This window comes from Caballeronia sp. INML3B, assembly GCF_023631305.1.
In the GTDB taxonomy this organism is placed as follows: Bacteria; Pseudomonadota; Gammaproteobacteria; order Burkholderiales; family Burkholderiaceae; genus Caballeronia; species Caballeronia turbans.
The window spans coordinates 14,533-39,317 of record NZ_JALQDI010000036.1; the positions used below are offsets into that span (position 1 = coordinate 14,533).

16 protein-coding genes are annotated in these 24,785 nt (G+C 64.6%); 9 read left to right on the forward strand and 7 right to left on the reverse strand.

The genetic code is table 11. The features are described 5' to 3' along the window. Positions 1-39: 39 nt before the first annotated feature. On the forward strand, positions 40-987 hold the full coding sequence (locus tag NCS58_RS14095; protein WP_061120807.1) for a choline ABC transporter substrate-binding protein: 948 nt from the start codon (positions 40-42) through the stop codon (positions 985-987). Between the two features lie 32 nt (positions 988-1,019). Here NCS58_RS14095 and NCS58_RS14100 read toward each other — a convergent pair whose 3' ends face one another. Then, positions 1,020-2,336, reverse strand: a complete 1,317-nt coding sequence (locus NCS58_RS14100; RefSeq protein ID WP_061120808.1) for a hypothetical protein — start codon at positions 2,334-2,336, stop codon at positions 1,020-1,022. A 368-nt stretch (positions 2,337-2,704) separates the two neighbouring features. On the opposite strand from NCS58_RS14100, the gene NCS58_RS14105 reads away from it, so the two are divergent. After that, on the forward strand, positions 2,705-3,853 hold the full coding sequence (locus NCS58_RS14105) for a porin (protein WP_061120809.1): 1,149 nt from the start codon (positions 2,705-2,707) through the stop codon (positions 3,851-3,853). A gap of 9 nt (positions 3,854-3,862) precedes the next feature. Here the strand turns inward: NCS58_RS14105 and NCS58_RS14110 are convergent, their stop codons facing one another. Both NCS58_RS14110 and NCS58_RS14115 read right to left on the reverse strand, forming a co-directional pair. Then, a complete protein-coding gene (locus NCS58_RS14110) occupies positions 3,863-4,840 on the reverse strand; it encodes a GlxA family transcriptional regulator (protein WP_061120810.1) in 978 nt (325 codons plus the stop codon). A 115-nt stretch (positions 4,841-4,955) separates the two neighbouring features. Continuing rightward, complete coding sequence (locus tag NCS58_RS14115) at positions 4,956-8,024, reverse strand: acetoacetate--CoA ligase (protein WP_061120811.1); 3,069 nt, start codon at positions 8,022-8,024, stop codon at positions 4,956-4,958. Positions 8,025-8,478: 454 nt separating this feature from the next. Here NCS58_RS14115 and NCS58_RS14120 point away from each other — a divergent pair, with 454 nt between their 5' ends. The 4 genes from NCS58_RS14120 (at position 8,479) to NCS58_RS14135 (ending at position 12,522) form a co-directional block, all read left to right on the forward strand. Continuing rightward, positions 8,479-9,426, forward strand: a complete 948-nt coding sequence (locus NCS58_RS14120) for a choline ABC transporter substrate-binding protein (protein WP_061120812.1) — start codon at positions 8,479-8,481, stop codon at positions 9,424-9,426. Between the two features lie 705 nt (positions 9,427-10,131). Then, positions 10,132-11,061 (forward strand): 3-keto-5-aminohexanoate cleavage protein, encoded by a 930-nt coding sequence (locus NCS58_RS14125; RefSeq protein ID WP_061120813.1) that lies wholly within the window; start codon positions 10,132-10,134, stop codon positions 11,059-11,061. A gap of 20 nt (positions 11,062-11,081) precedes the next feature. Beyond that, positions 11,082-12,029 carry an L-carnitine dehydrogenase gene (locus NCS58_RS14130; protein WP_061120814.1) on the forward strand — a complete coding sequence of 316 codons (948 nt, stop codon included), beginning with the start codon at positions 11,082-11,084 and terminating at the stop codon, positions 12,027-12,029. 13 nt (positions 12,030-12,042) lie between these two features. Next, positions 12,043-12,522: a thioesterase family protein gene (locus tag NCS58_RS14135; protein ID WP_061120815.1), complete on the forward strand. Its 480-nt coding sequence runs from the start codon at positions 12,043-12,045 to the stop codon at positions 12,520-12,522. Here the strand turns inward: NCS58_RS14135 and NCS58_RS14140 are convergent. After that, positions 12,465-14,702 carry a cation-translocating P-type ATPase gene (locus NCS58_RS14140; protein WP_086961472.1) on the reverse strand — a complete coding sequence of 746 codons (2,238 nt, stop codon included), beginning with the start codon at positions 14,700-14,702 and terminating at the stop codon, positions 12,465-12,467. The genes NCS58_RS14135 and NCS58_RS14140 overlap by 58 nt on opposite strands. Positions 14,703-15,092: 390 nt before the next feature. On the opposite strand from NCS58_RS14140, the gene NCS58_RS14145 reads away from it, so the two are divergent. The 3 genes from NCS58_RS14145 to NCS58_RS14155 all read left to right on the forward strand — a co-directional run bounded on the left by NCS58_RS14145 (position 15,093) and on the right by NCS58_RS14155 (position 20,960). Next, the gene (locus NCS58_RS14145; protein WP_061120816.1) at positions 15,093-16,556 is read left to right on the forward strand and encodes a DUF1254 domain-containing protein; all 1,464 of its coding nucleotides are present in this window, start codon (positions 15,093-15,095) and stop codon (positions 16,554-16,556) included. 183 nt (positions 16,557-16,739) lie between these two features. Continuing rightward, entirely contained in the window at positions 16,740-20,429 is a 3,690-nt protein-coding gene (locus NCS58_RS14150) for a DUF748 domain-containing protein (protein WP_250477264.1), read from the forward strand. 93 nt (positions 20,430-20,522) lie between these two features. Further along, on the forward strand, positions 20,523-20,960 hold the full coding sequence (locus NCS58_RS14155) for a DUF29 domain-containing protein (RefSeq protein WP_061120857.1): 438 nt from the start codon (positions 20,523-20,525) through the stop codon (positions 20,958-20,960). A gap of 44 nt (positions 20,961-21,004) precedes the next feature. On the opposite strand, the gene NCS58_RS14160 is transcribed toward NCS58_RS14155, so the two are convergent. The 3 genes from NCS58_RS14160 to NCS58_RS14170 form a co-directional block, all read right to left on the reverse strand. Further along, positions 21,005-22,588, reverse strand: coding sequence for a DHA2 family efflux MFS transporter permease subunit (locus NCS58_RS14160; RefSeq protein ID WP_061120818.1), 1,584 nt, complete (start codon positions 22,586-22,588; stop codon positions 21,005-21,007). A gap of 101 nt (positions 22,589-22,689) precedes the next feature. Further along, on the reverse strand, positions 22,690-23,472 hold the full coding sequence (locus tag NCS58_RS14165) for an ABC transporter substrate-binding protein (protein ID WP_061120858.1): 783 nt from the start codon (positions 23,470-23,472) through the stop codon (positions 22,690-22,692). Between the two features lie 23 nt (positions 23,473-23,495). Continuing rightward, entirely contained in the window at positions 23,496-24,650 is a 1,155-nt protein-coding gene (locus NCS58_RS14170; protein WP_061120819.1) for a methionine aminotransferase, read from the reverse strand. Positions 24,651-24,785: the final 135 nt, after the last annotated feature.

Below are 24,785 nucleotides of genomic sequence, written 5' to 3' on the forward strand. Positions count from 1 at the left end.
TCCCTTCACCTTCATCATCCCATCCGACAGGAACGCACCATGAATAAGGGGTTCATCCATGCGCTCTTCGCCGCCGCGCTGGCGTGCGTGGCGTCTCACGCGTTTTCAGCCGAGCCGCAGGCCTGCACGCAGGTGCGCATGGCGGGGCCCGGCTGGACCGACATCGACGCGACCAACGCGATGAGCGGCATCGTGCTCAAGGCGCTGGGCTATCGGCAGAACGTCGCGAACCTGTCGGTGCCGATCACGTATCAGGGCATGAAGAAAGGGCAGATCGACGTCTTCCTCGGCAACTGGATGCCCGCGCAAGCGCCGCTCGTGAAGCCGTTCTTCGAGGAGAAATCGATCGACGTGGTGCGCCCGAATCTCTCCAACGCGAAGTTCACGCTCGCCGTGCCGGACTATGTGGCGGCGGCCGGCGTGCACTCGTTCGCGGACCTCGCGAAGAACGCCGACAAGTTCGATAACCGCATCTACGGCATCGAGCCGGGCGCGCCCGCGAATCAGAACATCAAGCGCATGGTCGACGACAAAGCCTTCGGCCTCGGCGACTGGAAGCTGGTCGAATCGAGCGAAACCGCGATGCTCACGCAAGTGGAGCGCGCGGTGCGCGACAAGAAGTGGATCGTGTTTCTCGGCTGGGAGCCGCATCTCATGAACACGAAGTTCAAGCTCGCCTATCTGGATGGCGGCGACAAATATTTCGGCCCGAACTACGGCGGCGCGACGGTCAATACGGTGGCCCGCAGCGGCTACGAGCAGCAATGCCCGAACGTGAGCCGGCTCTTCAGGCAGATGGCGTTCAACGTCGATCTTGAAAACGGCGTGATCGCCGACGTGCTGGAGAAGAAGACCAATGTCGATGCAGCCGCGACGGATGCGCTTAAGCGTCATCCGGAACTGCTGAAGTCGTGGCTCGACGGCGTGACCACGGCGAGCGGCGGGAACGGCCTGGAAGCCGTTCAGAGCGCGCTCGGGGTGAAGTGAAGGAAAAGAGACGAGAGAAGCGGAGAACTCGATCAGCCGAGCTGCATGCTGGCGCGATCCTGTACGCCCATCAGCACGGCGCGCATGGACGACTGGATCGCGACGAAATGCACCATCAGGCTGTCCGCCTGCTGGAAGTACCACGGCGTGTTGATGGTCATGCAGTCGAGGCCGTGCTCGAGCTTCCAGCCGAGCCGGTCGATCAGCAGGTTCGCGATGATCGTCTGGTCGCCGCCGTTCGCGTAAGTGGTCGATTTATCGGGCGCCGCGCTCACGTGCTCGTAGATCTCTTCGACGAACGCGATGGTCGCGGGCTTGCTGCGGAAACCGAGCACGCCGGCGTTGATGACCCACGGGCCGATGTCGTGCGCCGCGAGAATGTCGCGTCCGACGAGCAGCGGTTCGAGCGGCTCGCGCTGATTGAAGAAGAGGATATCGGCATCGACCCAGATCACCCATTCGTGATGCGGCAGATATTTGCGCAGGAACCACGGCTTGAGCCACGTGCCCGATGTGCCCGGCCCGACTTCGGCGGGCGTCTCGCGATAGACGTAGAGCGTGTAGCCGTGGCGTTCGCAATAGCGGCGCATGTTCCGTTCGGCGATTGCGCCGTACGCGCGCACGTTGGGCGTGTAGTACGTGACGAGCGCGATGGGCTTGCCGGGGTTATAGACGCTGCACGCCTCGTCCGGCGTCGCGCTTTGTGCCGGAAACTGCAGCAGCGGCAGGCCCTTCTGCTGACAGTCGTTGATGTGCCCTGCGAGCGCGTTGCGAAAGCTCGACGGGATGCCGCCGTAGACCGCTTCCTCGGCCACCACGATGGTCCAGAGGTGCGGGTACTTCGTCCAGACCGGTTCGAAGCGCGGACCGCAATGCATCGTGCACGTGATCCCGCCGCGTGCGCCGTGCGGCTCGATGTAGTCGAGCGACGAGAGCATCGCGACCTCGTTTTGCGGCGCGCCGCCGAGCTTGCATTGCCCGATGAAATAAACGATGAGCTGGCGGATTTCCGCCGTGTTGCGCCAGATCTGCACGGCCGTCTGATGCGCTTCGCCATTCCCGGATACGGCCATGAGCGTGTGTTGCCGTCCGTCGGCGATCGGTTCGACGGGATGCATATTCAGCACGATGCAGTCTTCGCCCATGCACACGAGCAGCGCCATATCGGCCATCTGACGCAGGTGATGCAGGACGGCTTCGTACTTGAGCAGCAAACGTTGTGAAGGGCAGGGTATGCCCGCCATCGAGATGGTGGCGTGGTCGTAACCCAGGCGCGCCGCGTAATGCTTGTGGTTGATGAGAACTTCGGGTGCTTCGGCTTGGAGGATGCTCAGGCAGCGGGTCGTCATATCGTTCGGATCGAATTCAGGTCGTGCGGCAATGCGGGTTTTTTACAGATTCGGAAGTATGGGAGCCATACCCTGCCGTGCATATCGGGCATGTCCGAAATCGAAAGAGTTCTATCGACGCCGCACGCCGCAATGCCGTAGTCGCAACTGGGCAGATTTGCGTCGCACCGGGTCGAGCCGCGACATATATGGGGCCTTATTTTTGACAACGTCGACGCAACGCATCTTCATCGCGTCGCATAGCCGCTCAAGGGCACTTCGGCAGCTACCGGCAACGTCAGCCTGGCGCTATGTCCTCACGCCGCGCGCGAGGCAGGGCATCGCTTTTTCCAACGCAATATCGATCAAGACGAGCAAAGGACCAGCATATGAAAAAAGGACATGCCGCGAAGATCGCCGGCCTCGCGTTTGCAGCGGGGACCGCGACCATGCCGATGGCGGCGCATGCACAAAGCAGCGTGACGCTCTACGGCATTCTCGATGCGGGCATCACCTGGGTGAGCAACACCGGCGGCTCGCACGTGGTGAAGTTCGACGACGGCATCTCCTACGGCAACCGCATCGGCTTTCGCGGCACGGAGGATCTGGGCGGCGGATTGCAGGCGGTTTTCGTGCTGGAGTCGGGCTTTCATCTCGGCAATGGCCAGTACGCATTCGGCGGCGCCGAGTTCGGCCGGCAGGCCTATGTGGGCCTCAAGAACCAGTGGGGCACGCTCTCGCTCGGCAATCAGCTCGACATGACCGAGGAGTTCGTCTATCTCTACAACATCTCGGCGTGGGCGAGCGGCTATGCGATTCACCAGGGCGACTTCGACCGCATGAACGGCGACCGCCTGCCGAACTCGATCAAGTTCCTGTCGAACAACTTCGGCGGCTTCACGTTCGGCGGCATGTATTCGTTCGGCAACCAGGCGGGCAACTTCCATCGCAACAGCGCGTGGAGCGTGGGCGCGCACTATGCGGCGAACACCTTCAACGTCGGCGCGGCGTACACGCAACTCAACAATCCCAACGGCATCTATGCGTTCGATCCCTACGCGATGATCGGCGCACGCACGTTCCTCGGCCAGCCCACCGTATCCGTCGATCCGGCGACGGGCGCCGTCACCGATCTCTACAGCGCGAACCCGTTCCCCGTCGATAAGCAAGGCGCGTTTGCCGTGGGCGCGGCGTGGACCATCGGCAACCTGATGCTGTCGGGGAACTTCACGTACACGACCATCAAGGGCCTCGGCCAGACGTCGCACATGCAGGTGTACGAAGGCGGCGCGTCATATAGCTTCATGCCCGACCTGAGTCTCTACGGCGGCTATCAGCACACGCGCTTCGAAGGCAATCACTGGAATCAGGGTTCGCTCGGCCTGCACTATCTGCTCTCGAAGCGCACCGATGTCTATGTCTCCGGCGACTATCTGCGCGCATCCGGTCCGATCGATGCGGTGATCGGCTACAGCTTCACGCCGTCGTCATCGAATACGCAGGCCGATGTGCGTGTCGGCATGCGGCATTCGTTCTAGGGAACAGACCTAAGCCGCGGCGAGCCGCGCGGGCAGGACGGCGCGCAGTGCGCTGCGGTCCTGCCTCGGGCTCGTGCCGAAGCGCGTGCGATACGTGCGCGAGAAATGCGACGGCGATTCGAAGCCGCACGCGACGCAGACGGCAAGTATCGACATGTCGGTCTGCTGAAGCAGTTCGCGCGCGCGCGTGAGGCGCAGGCCGAGATAGAAATGCGTCGGCGTGTCCTTCATCGACGCGCAGAACAGCCGTTCGAGCTGACGCCGCGTCACGCCGATGGATTCGGCAAGCGCATCGGGCGAGAGCGGCTCCTCCATATGCTGCTCCATCAGTTCGATCACCTGGATCAGCTTGCGATTGTGGATGCCGTAGCGCGCCGCGATCTGCAGACGCTGGTGATCCGAGCGCTGCCGGATGCGGCCCAGCACGAACTGCTCGGACACCTGCGCGGCGAGGCTCGCGCCGTGCTCGCGCGCGATCACGTCGAGCATCAGGTCGATCGAGGCCGTGCCGCCCGCGCACGTGATGCGCCGCGTGTCGATTTCGAAGAGCTCCTGACTCGTCTCGATAGCCGGATAGCGTTCGGCGAACGCCGCTGCCGCTTCCCAATGCAGCGTTGCGCGCTTGCCCGCGAGCAGCCCCGCTTCGGCGAGGATGAAGCTGCCGGTGTCGATGCCGCCGAGCGTCGCGCCTGCACGGTCGAGCCGCTTCAGCCAGTCGCCGATCGCGCGCGTGTAGCCCGAGAGCGGCTCGAATCCAGACACGACGAACACGGTGCGCGCGTCGCTCACCTGATCGAACGCGCTTTCGGCGTTGAGCGTGATGCCGTTGCTCGCGGCGACGGGCCCGCCATCGACGCTCAGAATATGCCAGCGATACAGGTCGCCCGCGAAGCGATTCGCGACGCGCAGCGGTTCGATCGCGGACATGAATCCGATCGACGAGAATTCGGGCAGCAGAAGGAAATGGAAATCGTGGGGCGCGGACATCGGATCGATAGCGACGGGTCGATGAGCAAGCCGTCCACGCTAGCAAGCGCAAAAAACGCGCGCAATCCGGCGCGCCCCGTAGGGCGGCCGGATTCGGTGCTACTTCTATGCGGAGTCAGGCGCTCGCGAGCGCGTTCGAGAGCGTCCGCGCGACGGTGGCGAGCTGCGGCTCGACGACGAGATCGGTGTGCCTGCCATCGACCTGCATGACCTGCAGGCCACGCTTCGCTACGCGCTGCCAGACCGGTAGCGGATCGCTGCGCGAGTTGTCGAGCAAGCTCGCGCGCACGTAGACGATCGGACCGCCTTCATAGCGGCGTGGCTTGTAGGTCGACATCGCGACGCGCATCGATTCGCGCACGCGCTGCAGCACGGGCGGCAGGGCGGCCGCATCGGGCGCGGGCTTGTGCGCCTGCTTGCCCATGCGCATGCGCACGCGGTCGGTGATGACCGCCGCCTTGCCGCGCATGTAGCCCAAACGCTGGCTCGCTTCGAGCGAGCGCAATTCGCGCAGCCGTTCCACGACCACCGCGGCCTGATAGCGCGTCCACTGTGACAAGGGCAGGCAGCGCGTGTGAACGTAGGTATCGAGCAGGCAGAGCATTTCGATCTTCTCGCCCGCCGCGACGAGCTGCTGCGCGATCTCGAACGCAATCAGGCCGCCGAACGAATAGCCGACGAGCGCATACGGCCCGCTCGGCTGCACCTCGCGCATACGCAACACGTAGTCGCGCGCCATCGCTTCGACGCTATGCTGCGGGGCTTCGTCGCCGTCGAGGCCGAGCGCCTGCAGGCCGTAGACGGGCCGCTCGTTCTGCACCATGCCCGCGAGCGTCAGGCACTCCATCACCGAACCGGTGATGCTGTGCAGCATGAAGAGCGGCCGGCCGCTGCCCGCGCGCATCTGCACGAGCGTCGAGTCTCCCGCGCGCATGTCCGCGCCGGCGACGAGAACCGCCGCGAGGCGCGCGATGGTGGGCGCGACGATCATCGTCGAAAGCGGCAGCGTGCGGCCGGTCGCGCGCTGCACGTCGGCGAGCATGCGCGCGGCGAGCAGCGAATGGCCGCCCAGTTCGAAGAAGTTGTCGTCGCGGGCGATGGGCGAGAAGCTGAAATGCTGCTCCCAGAGCGCGCACAGATACGCTTCGATCTCTTCGGCCGATTTGCCCGGCGCGGGCAGATCGCGCTTCACGCGCGTGAGCGACGGATGCTCGCGAATCTGATCGAGACATTCCGGATTGGCGAGCGACGAAACGTTGCGCGCGGGCAGCCCGTTGACCGCATCGCGCGCGGCCGCTTCCGACGGCTTGTTGTTGTGCGTGACGGGCAGGCCGTCGACTTGCGCGATCACGTCGGGCACGAGCGCGGCGGAGCCCTGGCGCGTGAGGTCGCGGCGCACGCGCGCGGCGAGCGCAGCGTTCAGTTGCTCACCGGGCCGCAGCACGAGCAGGAGCACGATACGCTGGCCTGCATCGCCCGCATTGGCGCCGGTCTGGGCCACGACCATCGCATGACGGATTTCGTGAATCTCGCTCAGGATGCGGTAGATCTCGCCCGGGCTCACGTTGATGCCGCGCACGTTGAGCACGCCGTCGCTGCGCCCGTGCAGGCGCGCGGAGCCCTCCGGCGAGAACTCGATGACGTCGCCGTGCGTCCACACGCCTTCGTTGGCCGCGAAATAGGCCTTGTGAAAGCGCGAGCCGTCGTCGTCGCCGAAGAAACCGAGCGGCCTCGACGGGAAGGGATTCGTGCAGACGAGCTCGCCCGGCATGATCGTGCTCGCGCCCTGATCGAACGCCTGCACGTCGAGGCCGAGACTCTTGCACTGCGCTTCGCCCGCATAGACGGGCAGATTCGGATTGCCGAGCACGAAGCAGCCGATGATGTCCGTGCCGCCCGAAATCGATTGCAATTGCAACTGCTTCACGTGCTCGTAGACCCACTGGAACTGCGAGTCGTAGAGCACGGCGCCGGTCGACATCATCGCGCGCAGTGCGGAGAGATCGAACTGCGCGGCGGGCTCGATGCCCGCGTCCTCGCTCATCTTCAGATAGGCGGGACTCGTGCCGAAGACGGTCGCGCGTTCGCGGGCGACGAGGCGCCAGAGCGTGTCGACGGCGGCCACGGGACCGTCGTAGGTGATGATCTCGACGCCCGACGCGAGCACCGACATCTGCCAGTTCCACATCATCCACGAGCAGCTCGTGTGGAAGAAAAGCTTGTCGCCGGGACCGAAGTCGCTGTGCAGGCGATGCTCCTTCACGTGTTCGAGCAGCGTGCCGCCCGCGCCGTGCACGATGCATTTCGGCTTGCCCGTCGTGCCCGACGAAAACATGATGAAGAGCGGATGATTGAACGGAAAGCGCTTCCATGCGAAGCGCATCGCGTCGCCTTGCGCGATCAGCGAGCGCAGTTCGTGCTGGCGCTGCGTCACCGTGCTTGGCAGCTCCATGTCTTCGAGGCAGACGATGTCGGTCAGCGACGGGAGTTGCGCGGCGACTGCCGCAACGTGTCCCGAGAGCGAGCCGCCGGTGTCGAAGGGGCGCTGCATCGTGTGCGCGAACATCATCGTCGGTGCGAGCGGCGCGAAGCGATCGAGAATCGCCTGCACGCCGTTTTCCGGCGCGGCCGTCGAGAGCGTTGCGCCGAGCGCGGTGACGGCGAGCGCCGCGGTGATCGCCTCGCAGTCGTTGCGCATGATCGCGACCACGCGGTCGCCTTGCGTCAGGCCGAGTTCGGAGAGCGCCTGCGCGAGGCGCACGACGCGCTCGCGCAACTCGCCGCGCGTATAGGTGACGCGGCTGCCATCGGCGAAGCACGAGGTGATGGCGGGGGCGTCATCGGGCGCAATGCGTTTGCCGAGCAGATTCTCGGCGTAATTCAATTCGATATTGGGGAAAAACCGTGCGGTTTCGCATTGATCGCCGATGCAAACCGGCTCATCGGATCCCGACCATTCGAGTCCATGCGCCGATTCGAGAAAGCATTTCCAGAATTGGCGATATTCACGGGCTGAATAGACGTGTAATGCCGAATAGTCGGTGAATCGCTCGCCGGTCGCTTTCTGGAAGGCCTCGGTAAAGGCCGTCATGCGCGATGCGGAAATCTGGTCGGCGGAAGGCGAGAACAGCGGTTCGCGCGCGTACAGCCGCGCACTCTCTCGGATGGCGTCTTGACGGTCCATTATCCAGGCCTTTGATTGGAAGCGTGCAGTAAACAACATGTGCCCGGCGGCATCGCGGGAAACCTCTCCATTTCCTTTGGCCGAGCCATTGCGAGCCGAGCATAACCCTTTGCCCGCACATTACCCGGTTAGAAATCCTTGCTATGTGCGACCAACCACAGACGCTGTGGCGTTTCGGCAAAGATTGACCTTGCGCAAGCGCGCCGGACATGTATTCGAATGATTAAGTGCGGCAATAAATACGCATCCGTACCGAACTCATCAGTTCAATGCGCGTTAACGCTGAGACGCGCGTCCGGCGGACGTGCATCCGCAAGAGAACGTTGCGGCGAGGTCGCAAGCGGTCAAGTCACGGTCGCACGCGGGCGTTCGGGCGCTTTTATGCGGCGGTACTTTTGATGCACGCCGGCACTCGAACCGGCGCATCGATTCAACCCTCCACGGAAGGCTCGTTATGACACAACGCCTGATTTCCACTCTGCTATTCGCCGGCGCATGCGCCGCGTTCGTCGCGCCGGGCGCGCACGCGGAGGACGCGAGTTGCCGCACGGTGCGCTTCGTCGATATTGGCTGGACCGACATCACGTCGACGACGGCGCTTGCCTCGGTCGTCTTCGAAGGGCTCGGCTATGCGCCGCGGACCACGGTCGCCTCGGTGCCGATTTCGCTCGCGGGCCTGAAGAGCAAGCAGATCGACGTGTCGCTTGGTTACTGGTGGCCAGTGCAGCAAAAGGCGGTCGAGCCGTTCCTCGAAGCGAAGAGCATCGAGAAGCTCGAGCCGCCGAATCTGTCGGGCGCGAAGGCGACGCTCGCGGTGCCGAGCTACGCGTATGACGCGGGCATCAAGACGTTTGCGGATATCGCGAAGCATCGCGATGAGCTGGGCGGCACGATCTACGGCATCGAGCCTGGCAGCAGCGCGAACGCCAAGATCCAGAAGATGATCGACACGAACCAGTTCGGACTTGGCGGATTCAAGCTCGTGCAGTCGAGCGAGGCGGGAATGCTGGTGACGGTCGAGCGCGCGATCCGCGAGAAGAAGCCTGTTGTGTTTCTTGGCTGGGAGCCGCATCCGATGAACATTCAGATGAAGATCAACTATCTCGCTGGTGGGGATGAGGTGTTCGGGCCGAACTATGGCGAGGCGCGGGTCTATACGCTGACTAACACGGACTTTTTGACGCGGTGTCCTAATGCGGGGAAGTTTGTTTCCAATTTGCGGTTTACTACCGATCTCGAGAATCGGTTGATGCAGCCTGTGATGAACAAGGAACGGCCTTCCGATGCGGCCAAGGCTTATCTCAAGCAGAATCCGCAGGTGTTGGATGCGTGGCTTGCAGGCGTCAAGACTGTGGATGGGAAGGAGGGGCTGCCGGCGGTTCGGCAGTATTTGGGGCTTTGATTTTTTTGTTTTTCGGCGGATCCCGCTTTGTTATTGGTTTATTAGCGTTGCCCCTATGCGGGGCGGCAGTCACTTTCTTTGCTGCTGCAAAGAAAGTAACCAAAGAAAGCAGCTTGTTAGGCCCGCGGTCACACGCAGTTTGACCATGCTTGCCAGCCGATCGTGGGCTGCCTAAGTGTCGCCCTCATAGGCCCAACCGCGCTTGGATCGCGCACGGTCTGACTAGCTAGTTGTTCAAACGCGCTGGTTCAGCACGAAACAGCGCCGGCACAGCGCTACGCGCTGCCGCTGGGTTTGCAAGGGACAACCTCGGTCGGCACTTACAGTGAGATGGAGGCGTTAGTAAAGAAAGTTCGGGCAAACCCGATTGACCCAACGGCCGCGAAGCGGGCCGGAGCCATTTGGTGCTGAACCGCTCCGCTGTGCGACGCGCGGTGACAGACCGTGTGCGATCCAAGCCCGGTTAGTCTTGTGAGGGCGACACTTAGGCAGCCCACGGTCACCTGGCAAGCGTGGCCAAACTGCGTGTGACCGCGGGCGTGTGGAGCTGCTTTCTTTGGTTACTTTCTTTGCAGCAGCAAAGAAAGTGACTGCCGCCCCGCACAGGGGCAGTGCTAATAAACCAAAACCAAAACGGGATCCCAAGAAGGCGCAAGCAACCAGGAAAAAGAAGGAACCCTAACCAACCCGAGGAAGCAAAAACCCATGAACTACGAAGTGATAGTAACGTGCGCAGTGACGGGCGCCGGCGACACCACCGGCAAGCACCCTGCAGTCCCCGTAACGCCGAAGCAAATAGCCGAAGCAGCAATAGAAGCGGCCCGCGCCGGCGCCACAGTCGCCCACTGCCACGTCCGCGATCCGAAGACTGGAAGAGGCAGCCGCGACCCGGCGCTATACCGGGAAGTGGTAGACCGCATCCGCTCCTCCGACACCGACGTCATCATCAATCTGACCGCAGGCATGGGCGGCGATCTCGAGATCGGCCCGGGCGAGGAGCCGATGCGCTTCGGCAAAGGCACGGATCTCGTCGGTGGCCTCACGCGCCTCGCCCACGTCGAAGAACTGCTGCCCGAAATCTGCACGCTGGATTGCGGCACGCTCAACTTCGGCGACGGCGACTACATCTACGTATCGACACCCGCGCAGCTACGGGCCGGCGCCAAGCGCATCCAGGAACTCGGCGTGAAGCCCGAACTGGAAATCTTCGACACGGGTCACCTGTGGTTCGCCAACCAGCTGCTCAAAGAAGGCCTGCTCGACGACCCGCCGCTCTTTCAACTGTGCATGGGCATTCCGTGGGGCGCGCCGCCCGACACCGGCACGATGAAAGCCATGGTCGACAACCTGCCGCCCGGCGCGCACTGGGCAGGCTTCGGCATCGGCCGCATGCAGATGCCGATGGTCGCGCAGGCGATGCTGCTCGGCGGCCACGTGCGCGTCGGTCTCGAAGACAACCTGTGGCTCGATCGCGGCGTGCACGCGACCAACGGCTCGCTCGTGCAGCGCGCGGTCGAAATCATCGAGCGTCTGGGCGCACGCGCGCTCACACCCGCCGAAGGACGCAGAAAGCTCGGACTTCCCCCGCGCGGCGAACGTCCGCTGGAAAAGCGCATCGCCGAACAATTCGCCTGACAAGACAAGGACACATCGACATGCAAGTGAAGCAATTCGCCGCGCTCGGCGCGGGTGTGATCGGCAGCGGCTGGGTGGCGCGCGCGCTCGGAGCAGGCCTCGACGTCACCGCGTGGGACCCGGCGCCCGGCGCCGAGGCGCAGCTTCGCGCGAACGTCGCGAACGCGTGGCCGGCGCTCGAACGCGCTGGACTGGCCAAGGGCGCATCGCAGGAGCGGCTGCGTGTCGTATCGACGGTCGAGGAATGCGTCGCCGACGCGGACTTCATCCAGGAAAGCGCGCCCGAGCGCGAGGAACTGAAGCTCGCGCTGCACGAGCGCGTGAGCCGCGCGGCGAAGCCCGATGCGATCATCGCGTCGTCGACGTCCGGGCTCCTGCCGAGCGATTTCTATGCGCGCGCCGTCAATCCCGGGCGCTGCGTCGTCGGACATCCGTTCAATCCGGTGTATCTGCTGCCGCTCGTCGAAGTGCTCGGCGGCGAAGCGACGTCGGGCGAGGCGATCGATGCGGCAATGAGCTTCTACGCATCCATCGGCATGCGGCCCTTGCGCGTGCGCAAGGAGGTGCCGGGCTTCATCGCGGACCGCCTGCTCGAAGCGCTCTGGCGCGAGGCGCTGCATCTCGTGAACGACGGCGTCGCGACGACCGGCGAAATCGACGATGCCATCCGCTACGGCGCGGGCATCCGCTGGTCGTTCATGGGCACGTTCCTTACGTACACGCTGGCGGGCGGCGAGGCGGGCATGCGACACTTCATGCAGCAGTTCGGCCCTGCGCTCGAATTGCCGTGGACGAAGCTCGTCGCGCCGAAGCTGACCGACGAGCTCATCGACCGCGTGGTCGAGGGCACGTCGCGGCAGACGAGCGGGCGCGGCATCAAGGAACTGGAGCGTTATCGCGACGACTGCATCGCGAGCGTAATCGAGGCGATCGCACAGGCGAAAGCACGCCACGGCATCGAAGACTAGAGGAACGACGACGATGATCTATCGCGATACGGTCAAACCCGAATGGGTCGACTACAACGGCCATCTGCGCGATGCGTTCTACATGCTGATCTACAGCCTCGCGACCGATGCGTTCATGGACCGCATCGGTCTCGACGACGCGGGCCGCCGCGCGAGGCAGCGCACGCTCTACACGCTCGAAGCGCACATCAGCTATCTGCGCGAAATCAAGGAAGGAGCGGCGGTGCGGGTCGTTGCACACGTGATTGCGCACGACAAAAAGCGCATCCATCTATACATGGAGATGTTCGAGGGCGATGCCGCCGAGCCGGTGTCGGCGTGCGAGCAGATGATGCTGCACATCGATTCGAGCGGCGCGCCGAAGTCCGCATCGTTCGATGAAGACATCGCCGCGCGCATCGCCGCCGAGCCGGCCATCGCGCTCACGGATGCACCTTACGCCGGACGCGTGATCGGTTTGCCCGCGCGCGCTTCCTCGACGGCGCCGGCCTGAGCGCGCCACGTTCTCAGCAACAGCGCGTTGGTCACCACGCTCACGCTGGAGAACGCCATCGCCGCGCCCGCGAACATCGGATCGAGCAAGCCGAATGCCGCGAGCGGAATGCCGATCAGGTTGTAGACGAACGCCCAGAAGAGGTTCTGCCGGATCTTGCGGTACGTGCGCCGCGAGATGTCGATTGCATCAGCGACGAGCGCCGGATCGCCGCGCATCAGCGTGAGGCCGGCCGCTTCGATCGCCACATCGGTACCGCTCGCCATCGCGATGCCGATGTCGGCGGCGGCGAGCGCGGGCGCGTCGTTGATGCCGTCGCCGGCCATCGCCACGATGCCGCCCGCCGACGCCTTCAGTTGCGCGACGACGCGCGCCTTGTCGTCGGGAAGCGTCTGTGCGAACACGAGATCCGATGGAATGCCCAACGCACGCGCGACGCTTCGCGCGCTGCCTTCGTTGTCGCCGGTGACGAGCGCGCTTTTCACGCCCATGCTCGCCAGGCGTTCGACGGCGGCACGCGCGGTCGGCTTCATCGTGTCGCCGAATGCCAGCAATGCAAGCACGGCGCCATCGAGATCGATGAGCCAGGAAATCGTGTTGCCCTGCGCCTCCAGTTCGCGCGCCCGCGCTTCGAGCGATGCCGGCACGCCCGCGCCCAGTTCCGCGACCCAGCGCGCGCTGCCGATCGCGACGCGCCGCGCCCCGACCTTCGCCTCCACGCCGCGCCCGGCCACCGCGCGCGCCGCACTCGCCTCGAAACGCGGCGCGTCGTTCGCGGCGGCCACGACGGCCTTCGCCAGTGGATGCTCGCTCATGCGCTGCACGGCGGCGGCGAGCCCGAGCGCTTCGGCCCGGTCCTGCCCGGGCGCGGCATCGAACGCGACGAGGCTCGGCCGGCCGACGGTCAGCGTGCCCGTCTTGTCGAACGCGACGATCCGGATCGCATGCGCCTGCTCGAGCGCCTGCGCGTCCTTGATGAGAATGCCCTGGCGCGCCGCGACGCCGGTGCCGGCCATGATCGCGGTTGGCGTCGCCAGGCCGAGCGCGCACGGGCAGGCGATCACGAGCACCGCGACCGCGTCGAGCAGCGCCGTTTCGGCGCCTGCGCCGTGCAGCAGCCAGCCGGCGAGCGTGACGAGCGCGATCGCCAGAATCGCCGGCACGAACACCGCCGATACGCGATCGACGAGCCGCTGAATCGGCGCCTTCTCCGCCTGCGCCGATTCGACGAGCCGGATGATGCGCGCGAGCGTCGTTTCCGCGCCGATCGCCGTGGTTTCGATCGCAATGACCCCTTCGCCGTTGATCGAGCCGCCGGTCGCACGGGCGCCCGGTTCCTTCGCGACGGGCAGGCTTTCGCCCGTGATCAGCGATTCGTCGATATGCGTGCGGCCCTCGCGCACGATGCCGTCGACCGGCACGCGCTCGCCCGGCCGCACGATGGCGATATCGCCGACGCGCACATCGGCGAGCGCGACGTCCCGTTCGCGCGCCGGATCGTCGCGGTCGCGCACGCGTGCCTTGTCCGGACGCAGCGCATTGAGCGCGCGGATCGCGTCGGTGGTCTGGCGCTTCGCGCGCGCTTCCAGCCACTTGCCGAAGCGCACCAGCGTGATGACGACCGCCGACGCCTCGAAGAACAGATGCTCCGTCATGCCGCCGTGCGCGAACATCTGATAGACGGACAAGCCCCAGGCCGCCGACGTCCCGAGCGCGACGAGCAGGTCCATGTTGCCCGCGAACGCCCGCACCGCGCGATAGCCGCCGACGTAGAAACGCGCGCCGAAGCCGAACTGCACGACGCTCGCGAGCACGAGTTGCAGCCACGGATTCAGCGCGAGCCCGAACATCGGCGCGAGGAGCGGCACGGTGAGCACGGCGGCGGCGAACACCGCGGCGAACTCGCGATCGAATGCGGCCGGCGCGGCGGCGGGCGCGGCTTCGGGCAGAATCGGCGCGGCTTCATAGCCGGCCTTCGCGATGGCGGCGACGAGCTGATCGTCCGTCACGGCGCCGTTCGCGTGCACGGTCGCCTTCTCGGTCGCGAGATTGACCGCGACGCTTTCGACGCCAGGCACGCGCTTGAGCACTTTCTCGACGCGCGCCACGCACGAGGCGCACGTCATGCCGCTCACGGCGAGTTGCGCGGTTCTCGGATTCTCGGATGATGCTGTGGACATAGTGAAACGCTCCGGTCTGGCTGGGATCGCGCAGATCCCTCACGACACGAGTATCGACCTTCCAATGATTGGAAGGTCAAGGACGCAATGGACGGCGTCGTGCGATCGTGCAATACATCGAAAATCATCGTATTCGAAGGACGAAACGCGCGACATTCAGTGCTTTTGACCGGCATCTGGTGCATTCTTCGACCTGCCGGAGCGCTTTTATACGCTTCATCTTGCCTATCGTCAGCGGTTAAGTTAAAACCCGAATTTCGAGATAATGCTCGTGGCGCGCCGCGCGGGGATTCGGGGCGGCATCGAGCCGCTTGCGAGCGTGCCGTGAATCGATCCCGAACCGGATCGCGCGAAGACCCAAATCGAAAGAAGAACCGGATTTACATTCGAATGAAGAACAACCGACGCTGGACGTTTCCGCTCAACACCGCAACCTGGATGAGCGTGAGTCTCGCCGGCATGGCGCTCCTGGCGGGCTGTGCGACAAAGCAGCCCGAGGTGAAGCCGACCAGCACGGGCTGGGTGAAAAATCAGGTCGCCGACGCCTATACGTTCGGATTTCCGCTCGTCGCCTCAGACATCGCCCGCGAGCGTGCCAGCGGCCGCACCGGGCAGCCCGGGCAGACGCCGCTCAACACGTTCCGTCACGCGATCGCGCTGCCGCCCGCAGGCGCGGCGGGCTGGCCGAGCGTCGATACGCTCGAATCGACCGCCTGGCTCGATGTCTTTGCCGATCCGGTGATCGTCTCGTTGCCCGCCGCGCCGCACGGCCGCTATCTCGACGCCCGCGCGTTCGACGCGTGGACCAACGCGCTCTATTCCAGCGCCGACACGACGCCGTATCCCAAGATGCAACTGATCGCGTTCGTGCCCGCGGGCTGGACCGGCACGCTGCCCGCCGTTGCGACGCGCGTCGAGACGCGCACGCGTTACGTGTGGCTTTCGGTGCGCGTGCGCGTGAACGGCCCGCGCGATGTGCGCGAGGCGCGCAAGCTGCAGACGTCGATGCGCATCGACACGCTGACGCCCGCGAAGGGCTCGGCCGCCGATCCGACGCCGGCGGTGGCCGGCGCGTGGCCCGCGAACGGCGCGCGCCAGCCCGCGGTGCCGCCGCTGCCCTCCGCACTGGCAACGGTAGCACCCGGCGCGCAGGCCGAAGCGCTCGACGCGAACGCGTTCTTCGCGCGCCTTGCCCGCTCGCTCGACGACAATCCCGCCGCCACCGACGATGCCCACGCGATGAGCCAGCTCGCCGAACTCGGCGTGAAGCCCGGCGAGCCGGTGCAGTTCAGGAAGACCGATGCGCCGCTCCTCGATTCCGGCCTCGCCGATGCGCGCGAGCGGCTCGCGACGGTGCCGCCGAACGCGATCACGAAGAACGGCTGGACCTGGTTCGGCGATGGCGTGGGCATCTACGGCACGGACTACACGCTGCGCGCCTATCTCGCACGCCGCCAGACTGCGACGAGCACGAAGGAAGGCGAAGTGAAGCCGGTGACGCGCGTGGACAGCGAAGGCCACGCGCTCGACGGCACGAAAGCGTACACGCTGCACTTCGCGCCCGATCAGTTGCCGCCGGTGCGCGGCTTCTGGACGATCACCGCGTATACGAAGGACGGCGCGCTCGCGAACGAGACGCTGCCGCGCCTGTCGCTCTCCGACCGCGACCGGCTCAAGAAGAATCGCGATGGTTCCGTCGACGTGATCGTGTCGGCGAAGTCGCCGGGACGCGCGCGCGACGCGAACTGGCTGCCCGCGCCCGAAGGCGAATTCCAGCTCGCGATGCGTCTCTATGCGCCCAAGGCGCAAGCGAGCGACGGCACATGGGCGCCGCCGCCCGTTCACCGGCAGTGAGTCAGACTCGCGAAAGCAATCAGACTGAAACATGAAGGCCGCGATTTTTTCGCGGCCTTCATGTTTTTGATACGCGGTTTGGGCAACGTTTGCGAGCCGCCTCGTCGTATACTCGAACATCATCTTTCCGGGACGGCGAAGCTCGGGCGGCGCTCATACGGGCGGCCTGTCGCCGCGCATCGAATGTCAAGCATCACCAGGTCTTCTCTTGCCTCCGCCGGTCAAACCCTGCGCGGAGTCGTTCATGCGCGGCGCACGCGGCGCATCTTCATCGGCTTGCTGATTGCGTTACTCGTCATCGGCGCGCTCGGGTTTTTCGTCGCGCCGCCGGTCATCCGGCATATCGCCGAGCAGCAGCTCGCGCAGCAGCTCGATCGCCCGGTCAGCATCAGGCGCATCTCGCTCAATCCCTACACGCTCGATTTCGAAGCCGATGGCGTGCATATCGGCGAATCGCCCGCGAATCTCGCGAAGACGCCGGGCGCCCCGGCCGATTTCGTCGATGTGTCGCGGCTCGTCGTGCGCACCTCGTGGTCGTCGGTGTTCAGGCTCGCGCCGGTCGTCAATGAACTGAAAATCGATTCGCCGCGCATCAACGTCGTGCGCTTCGACGGCGAGCATTTCAACTTCTCCGATCTGATCGCGAAGTTCTCGAAGCCCTCGCCGACGCCCTCGGACAAGCCCGCGCGCTTCTCGGTGTCGAACATCCGGCTCGAAAATGGCCAGATCACATTCGATGACAGGCTGCTGAAGGCGAAGCACGTGATAGACCGCTTCGCGCTCGGCATCCCGTTCATCGCGACGCTGCCGTCGGCCACGGACATTTTCGTGACGCCGCTGTTGCAGGCGCGTATCGACGGCTCGCCGCTCGTCGTGAAAGGGCGCACCAAGCCGTTCGCGCAGTCGCGCGAATCCGAGATCGCGCTCACGCTCGATGGCCTCGACGTGCCGCAGATGGCGTCATACGCGCCGGCCTCGGTGCCGGTCGCAGTGAAGAGCGGCAAGCTGTCGACGGATCTCAACGTGAACTTCGCGATCTCGGGCGACACGCCGACGATCCGCATTGCAGGCACCGCCGATCTCGCCGATCTCGCCGTCATCGACAAGGCGAACGCGCCGCTCGTCGCGGCCCGCGCGCTGCACGTGAAGATCGCGAACGCAGAGCCGCTGCGCGACATCTATCACTTCGACGAAGTGACGCTGTCGAACCCCGATGTGCATCTCGCGCGCGATCCGGCGGGACAGTTGAATGTGCAGAAACTGGCCGGTCCCGCGCCGGCGAAAGACGCGAAGGAAGCGCAAAAGGCCGCGCCTCCGCTCGATCTGACGATCCGTCATCTCGCGATCGACGGCGGCAGGATCGCCCTCGATGACCAGTTGCTCAAGACACGCGCGCAGGGTGCGCTCACCGGCCTCGCCGTCACGCTCGACGGTTTCTCGACGCTCGCGAAGACCCCCGCGAAATACACGCTCAAGACCGCATTCGACAAGGGCGGCGCGCTCGATGCCTCGGGCAACGTGACGCTCGCCGCGAAGACGGCGGACGTGAAGCTGGCGCTGAACGCGTTGGCGCTGCCGCCGCTGCAGCCGTATCTCGCGAACCTGATGGCCGCGCGGGTGACGAGCGGCACGCTCGGCGCGAACCTGCCGGTGTCGGTCGACTGGAGCAAGCCGGATGGCGGCGTGCAGGTCGGCGCGGGCAATGTGAAACTCGATGCGCTCGCGCTCGTGCCCAATGCGGGCGGCGGCGCGCCGATCAAGCTGGCGTCGGCGGTGGCGAAGATCGGCAAGGTCGATGTATCCGCGCGCAACGCATCGCTCGACAGCGTCCAACTGAGCGGTCTCGCGCTCGACGCGACGCGCCGCAAGGACGGCAGCATCGATCTCGCCGCGCTCGCGGGGCCGCACGAGGCCGCGCCCGAGCAGACCGCGACGCGCAAGATCCAGAAGGCGCAGGCGGCCGGCCCGGCGTGGCGCTATCAGATCGGCGAGATCACGCTCGCCGATGCATCGGCGAATATCACCGACGAATCCACGGCGCGGCCGGTCAAGCTGCGCGTCGCGCCGCTCGCGGTGAACGTGAAGCAGTTCAGCGACGATCTGACCAAACCGCTCGCCGTCGATGGCAAGCTCACGTTGAACGGCCGTGGCGCGCTCGCGATCGGCGGCAATGTCACGGTCACGCCGCTCAAGCTCGCGCTGCACGTGAAGGGCGATCAGGTCGATGCCTCCGCGTTCGAGCCGTATTTCGGCGACAGGCTGAACATCGAAGTGACGAGCGCCTATCTGAACGCGAACGGCGATGTCGCGATGTCGGGCAGCGGCAAGACGCTCGCGGCGTCGTATAAGGGCGATGTTTCGTTGTCGGATGTGCGCATGCTCGACAAGGCGACGTCCGACCGCTTCGCGGGCTGGAAGCTGCTCGGCCTGACCAACGCGAAGGTGAACTACAGCGAGCGCGGCACCGATATCGACGCGGCGCGCGTGACCTTCGCGAAGTTCTACGGCCGCGTGCTGCTCGACGCGCAGGGCAGGCTGAACCTGAAGAGCGTGGTGGCGGGTGAGGGCGGGCCGCAATCGGTGACGCGCGGCGGAGCGAAGGAGGAAGGCGCGTCTGCGCCGGCGGCGGCGAGCGCGCCCGCGACTGTGCCGGTGAAAACCGCGTCGGATTCCGGGCCGCCGGTCAACATGCACTTCGGCCAGCTGGTGCTGCAGGACGGCCGCGTGACCTATACCGACAACTTCATCAAGCCGAACTACACGGCGAATCTCGTTGCGATCAACGGCACGATCGGCGCATTCGGCACGCGTTCGACGACGCCCGCGCCCGTCGATGTATCGGCGAAGCTGGCGGCGAACGGGCCGGTATCGATCAAGGGGCAAATCAACCCGCTGATCGAGAAGCCGGCGCTCGATCTGACGGCGAGCGCGCACGGCGTCGAGCTGACGAACCTCACGCCGTATTCGTCCAAGTACGCGGGCTATCCGATCACGAAGGGCAAGCTCAACGTCGATCTGCACTACATGCTGGCCGACAACAAGCTCACGGCGAACAATCATCTCTTCATCGATCAGCTGACGTTCGGCGATCACATCGACAATCCGACGGCGACGAAGCTGCCGGTGAGGCTCGCGGTGTCGCTCTTGAAGAATTCGCGCGGCGAGATCGACGTCAACATTCCGATTTCCGGGTCGCTCGACAATCCGGAGTTTTCGATCGGCGGGCTCGTGTGGCAGGCGATCGTGAATCTCGTGCAGAAGGCGGTGACCGCGCCGTTCACGCTGCTCGCGCACGCGTTCGGCGGCGGCAGCGGCGAGGATCTCAACTACATCGAATTCGATGCGGGTTCGGCCGCGTTGAACGATGCCGCGCAGAAGAAGCTGGATACGATTGCCAAGGCGCTGGTGGACAAGCCGTCGGTGCGAATGGACGTGACGGGCCGTGTCGATCCGAATACGGACGAGCCGGCGTTGCGGGCCGCGTGGCTCGACGGCCAGGTCAAGCGCGCGAAGGTGCGCGACATGTCCGACAACGGCGAGACCGTGGACTGGAACGCGATCAAGATATCGGATGCCGACTACGACAAGTATCTGGCGAAGGTGTACAAGTCGGCGGAGTTCAAGAAGCCGACCAACTTCATCGGCATGACGAAGACGGTGTCCGATGCGGACATGAAAGCGGCCTTGACGAAGAATGCGCCGGTGGATGACGGGTCGCTGCGCGATCTGGCGCAGCGTCGCGCGCAGGCGGTGCAGGAGTACTTCGACGGGAAGATCGACAGCAAGCGGATTTTTGTCGTCGCGCCGAAGATGTCCGCGGACGATATCAAGGACAAGGGGGCGGGTTCGCGCGTGGAACTCGGTTTGAAGTGAGTCGCGTTAGCCGTCTGGACGATCTGCATGAACAAGGGAATGCAAACTAGCATGGGCGATACCGAAAATCCGAAGGAAAACGGGAATCTGCCGATGGGAACACCTTATGAAAAGGACGTGGTGGCGTGGGCCTATGAACAGGCCGCGCTGCTGCGTGCAGGGAAGCTTGCGTCCATCGATATCGAGCATATCGCTGAGGAAATCGAGGACGTCGGTAAGAGTGAACAAAGGGAATTCGCGAGCAGGATGGCGATCTTGCTGGCGCATTTGCTGAAGTGGCAGTTTCAGCCGGAGCGGCGAACCAATAGCTGGACGAACACCATCCTGACTCAGCGCGCCGCAATCGAGCGACGGCTCAGGAAAACGCCGAGTCTGAAGCCGATGCTCACCGAAGAGGACCGGATCGCCGATATGTGGGGCGATGCGCGCGAACAGGCGGCGAATGAAGCGCGTATCGGTTTCGCAGATTTCCCGGAAAGCTGTCCGTGGACGATGTCCTCGGTACTGGAGCAGGGGTTTTTGCCCGAGTAACACGCCACGCGAGCCACGCGAGCCGCGCGAGGCTCGCGCTACCTTCAATGCGCCCCCGAAGCCGCCCCGCCCCCGCCTCCCTTCGCCACCTTCGTAATCCAGATTAGCGGAATGATCAAAATGAAGATCACCGCCGAGATCAGAAAGATATCGTTGAGCCCCATCATCGCGGCTTGCGTGTTGACGGTGAAATTGAACATCCCGCGTGCTTGCGCTTCGCTGACATCGAGTGTCGATTGCGATAGCCCGAGCGACTGCAGAAACGCCGGGTTGTAGACATTCGCCTGCTCGGTGAGCCGCTCGTGATGCAGCGCGATGCGGTTATCCCACGCGTTGCCCGCGAGCGAGGTGCCCACCGCGCCGCAAAACACCCGCGCGAAATTCGACAGCCCCGCCGCCGCCGGAATCTTCGACGGCGGCAATCCCGAGAGCACGATCGCTGTGAGCGGCACGAAGAACATCGCCATGGGGATGCCTTGCAGGAGCGTCGGCAGCACGAGATGCCACGTGTCGATCTCGATCACGTACTTCGAGCGCAGCCAGAACACGAACGCGAAACCGATGAACGCCATCGTCGCGATGATGCGCGCGTCGCTGCGCGGCAAGACCTTGCCCATCACCGGCGCGAGGATCACGGCGAAGATGCCGAGCGGCGCGGTGACGAGCCCCGCATCGACGGATCGATAGTTCAGATACTGCTGCATCCATTGCGGCAGCAGCACGAGATTGCCGAAGAACACGCCGTACGCGACCGAAATCGCCACCGTCCCGCCGAAGAAGTTGCGCCCCGCGAAAAGACGCAGATCGACGACCGGATTCGGGTCGGTCAACTCCCACACGACGAAGAACGCAAACGCGATGGCCGCGACGATCGCGAGCACCACGATCAGCGGCGACGAGAACCAGTCGAGGTCGCGGCCCTTGTCGAGCATGATCTGCAGCGACGCCACCCACGAAACGAGCAGCAGCAGACCGATGACGTCGATCGGCGCTTTGCGCGTCGGCGATTCGCGATCGCGGTAGATGAGCCACGTGACGCCCGCCGCGAAGATGCCCACCGGAATGTTGATGTAGAAGATCCACGACCACGAATAGCTGTCGGTGATCCAGCCGCCGAGCGCGGGACCGGCGATCGGCCCGACGGTCGCGGTCATCGCCCAGAGCGAAAGCGCCATCGACGATTTCTCTTTCGGATACGAGCCGAGCAGGATCGCCTGCGACAGCGGAATCAGCGGCCCGGCGACCGCGCCCTGCAACACGCGCGCGAACAGCAGCACCGGCAGATTCGGCGCGAGGCCGCACAGCCACGACGACAGCACGAACATCAGGATTGCGCCGACGAAAAGGTGCACTTGCCCGAGCCGCTGTGTGAGCCAGCCGGTCAGCGGAATGGAGACGGCGTTCGATGCCGCGAACACGGTGATGACCCACGTGCCCTCGTTGACGGACACGCCGAGATTGCCGGAGATCGTCGGAATCGCGACATTGGCGATCGACGAATCCAGCACGTTCATGAAGGTCGCGAGCGCCACCGCGAAGGTGGCGAGGACGAGCTGGCCGCCTGCGAGCGGCGCAGGCGGCGCAGGTGGCGATGCGGCGGCGGAACGGGGCGTCGTCGGCGTGCTCATGCGGCTCCAATGCTCGGGGCCGCGATGGTCGCGCCGCGGCCGAGAAGGTCAAGCCGCCAGTGTGCCTGCGCTCAAAAAAAGCTGCTGAAGCCGCCGCCGTGTCACTTCGCTGAAATATCGATATTGCCGAGATACTTCTTCGCGTACTTGTCGATGGTCCCGTCCGCCCGAACCTTCTCGATCGCCGCGTTGAGTTTCGCCTTCAGCGCATCGTCGCCCTTGCGCACGCCGTAAGCGATGCCGCTGCCGAGAATCTTGTCGTCGCGCACCGGCGCACCGACGAACGCGAAGCCTTCGCCGTCCGGCTTCGACAGGAACCCGGTCTGTCCGGCGGGCGCGAGCACGAGCGTCGCGTCGAGACGGCCGGACTTCAGATCCGCATATACCTGGTTCTGATCCTGATACGGCACGACCTTCACGCCTTCGTTCTCCCAGTGCGCCTTCGCGAACGTCTCCTGAATGGAGCCTTGCAGCACGCCCACGCTCTTGCCCTTCAACGATGCCGACGTCGGCTCCAGACCGCTGCCTTTCTTCGCGATCAGTTGCGTCGGCACGCGATACACGACCGTCGTGAAGTCGATCGCCTGGCGGCGTTGGTCGGTCGCGTTCATCGCGGAGTTGATCGCGTCGAACTTGCGGCCCTGCAGCGCGGGAATCAGGCCGTCGAACGACGTCTCGACCCACTTGCACTGCATCTTCGCGGCGGCGCAGACCGCGTTGCCGACGTCGATGTCGAGCCCTTGCAGTTCGCCCGTCGACGATTTGGATTCGAACGGCGGGTATTGCGCCTCCAGTCCGAAGCGCAGCGTATCGGCGGCAAGCGCCGCACCGCTCGCGAACGTGCATGCGACGAACAGGGCGCTGGCGATGTGTTTGAGTTTCATCGTGTTGGTCTCCAGGGAAATCGTCAGATCGAACAAAGGCGGCGCGCGCCTTCGACGAGCGTGTCGTCGTCTTTCGCGAACGAAAGACGGATCAGGTGGTTGTCGGTGCCGTCGGTGTAGAACGCGGACAGCGGAATCGTCGCGACGCGCGCTTCCCGGATCAGGCGCAGCACGAAGTCGCTGTCGGACTCGTTCGAGATCGCGTCATACCGCGCCAGCATGAAGAAACTGCCCGCGCTCGGCAACAGTTCGAAGCGCGATTGCCTCAGCGATTCGGCGAGCAGGTCGCGCTTGTGCTGATAGAACGGCCCGAGATTCAGATAGCTCGCTTCGTCCGCGAGTGCTTCGGCGAAAGCCATTTGCATCGGCGTATCGGCGGAGAAGGTCATGAACTGGTGGATCTTGCGGATCTCGGCCGTCAACGGCGCCGGCGCGAGACAGTAGCCGACGCGCCAGCCCGTGACGTGATACGACTTGCCGAACGACGACACGATCACGCTGCGTTGCGCCAGCTCGGGATAGCGGGCCATGCCGTGATGCGGCGCGCCATCGAAGACGACGTGCTCGTAGACTTCATCCGACAGCACGACGATCTTCGTGTCGCGCGTGAGGGCGGTGAGCCGTTCGATGTCGGCGGATGTGAACGCGCTGCCGGTCGGATTGTGCGGCGTGTTGACGAGGATCATGCGCGTGCGCGGCGTGATCGCGGCGGCGACTTCGTCCCAGTCGATGTGGAAAGTCTCGGGCGAAAGCTTGATTGCGACGGGCGTGGCGCCCTGCAACTGCACGATCGGCGCATAGCTGTCGAAGGACGGCTCGAAATAGATGACCTCGTCGCCGGGATGCACGAGCGCGCTGATCGTCGCGTACAGGCCTTCGCTCGCGCTCGCGACCACCGTGATTTCCGTGTCCGGATCGTACTGCGCGCCATACAGCTTCTGCGTCTTCACGGCGATTGCCTCGCGCAGCGCGAAGACGCCGGACATCGGCGAATACTGGTTATGTCCTGCCCGCATGGCTCGCTCGACGCCTTCGATCAGCTTCGGATCGCACGCGAAGTTCGGCGCGCCCTGCGACAGGTTGAGCGCGTGATGCTCCTCGGCCAACTGGCCGATGACAGAGAAAATGGTCGTGCCGACTTTCGGCAGCTTCGATTCGGGAATGCAGGCGCTTTGCACGGCGAGTGTCTCCGGTATTGCGGTTCGGCGATGACTGCCGTCGATTCAACCGCAGCAATAAAGCGCGGACAATCGAAACTTTGTCATACTAGCCATGCTTGCAATTCATGGCTACATGTCAAAAAACCCGATAGC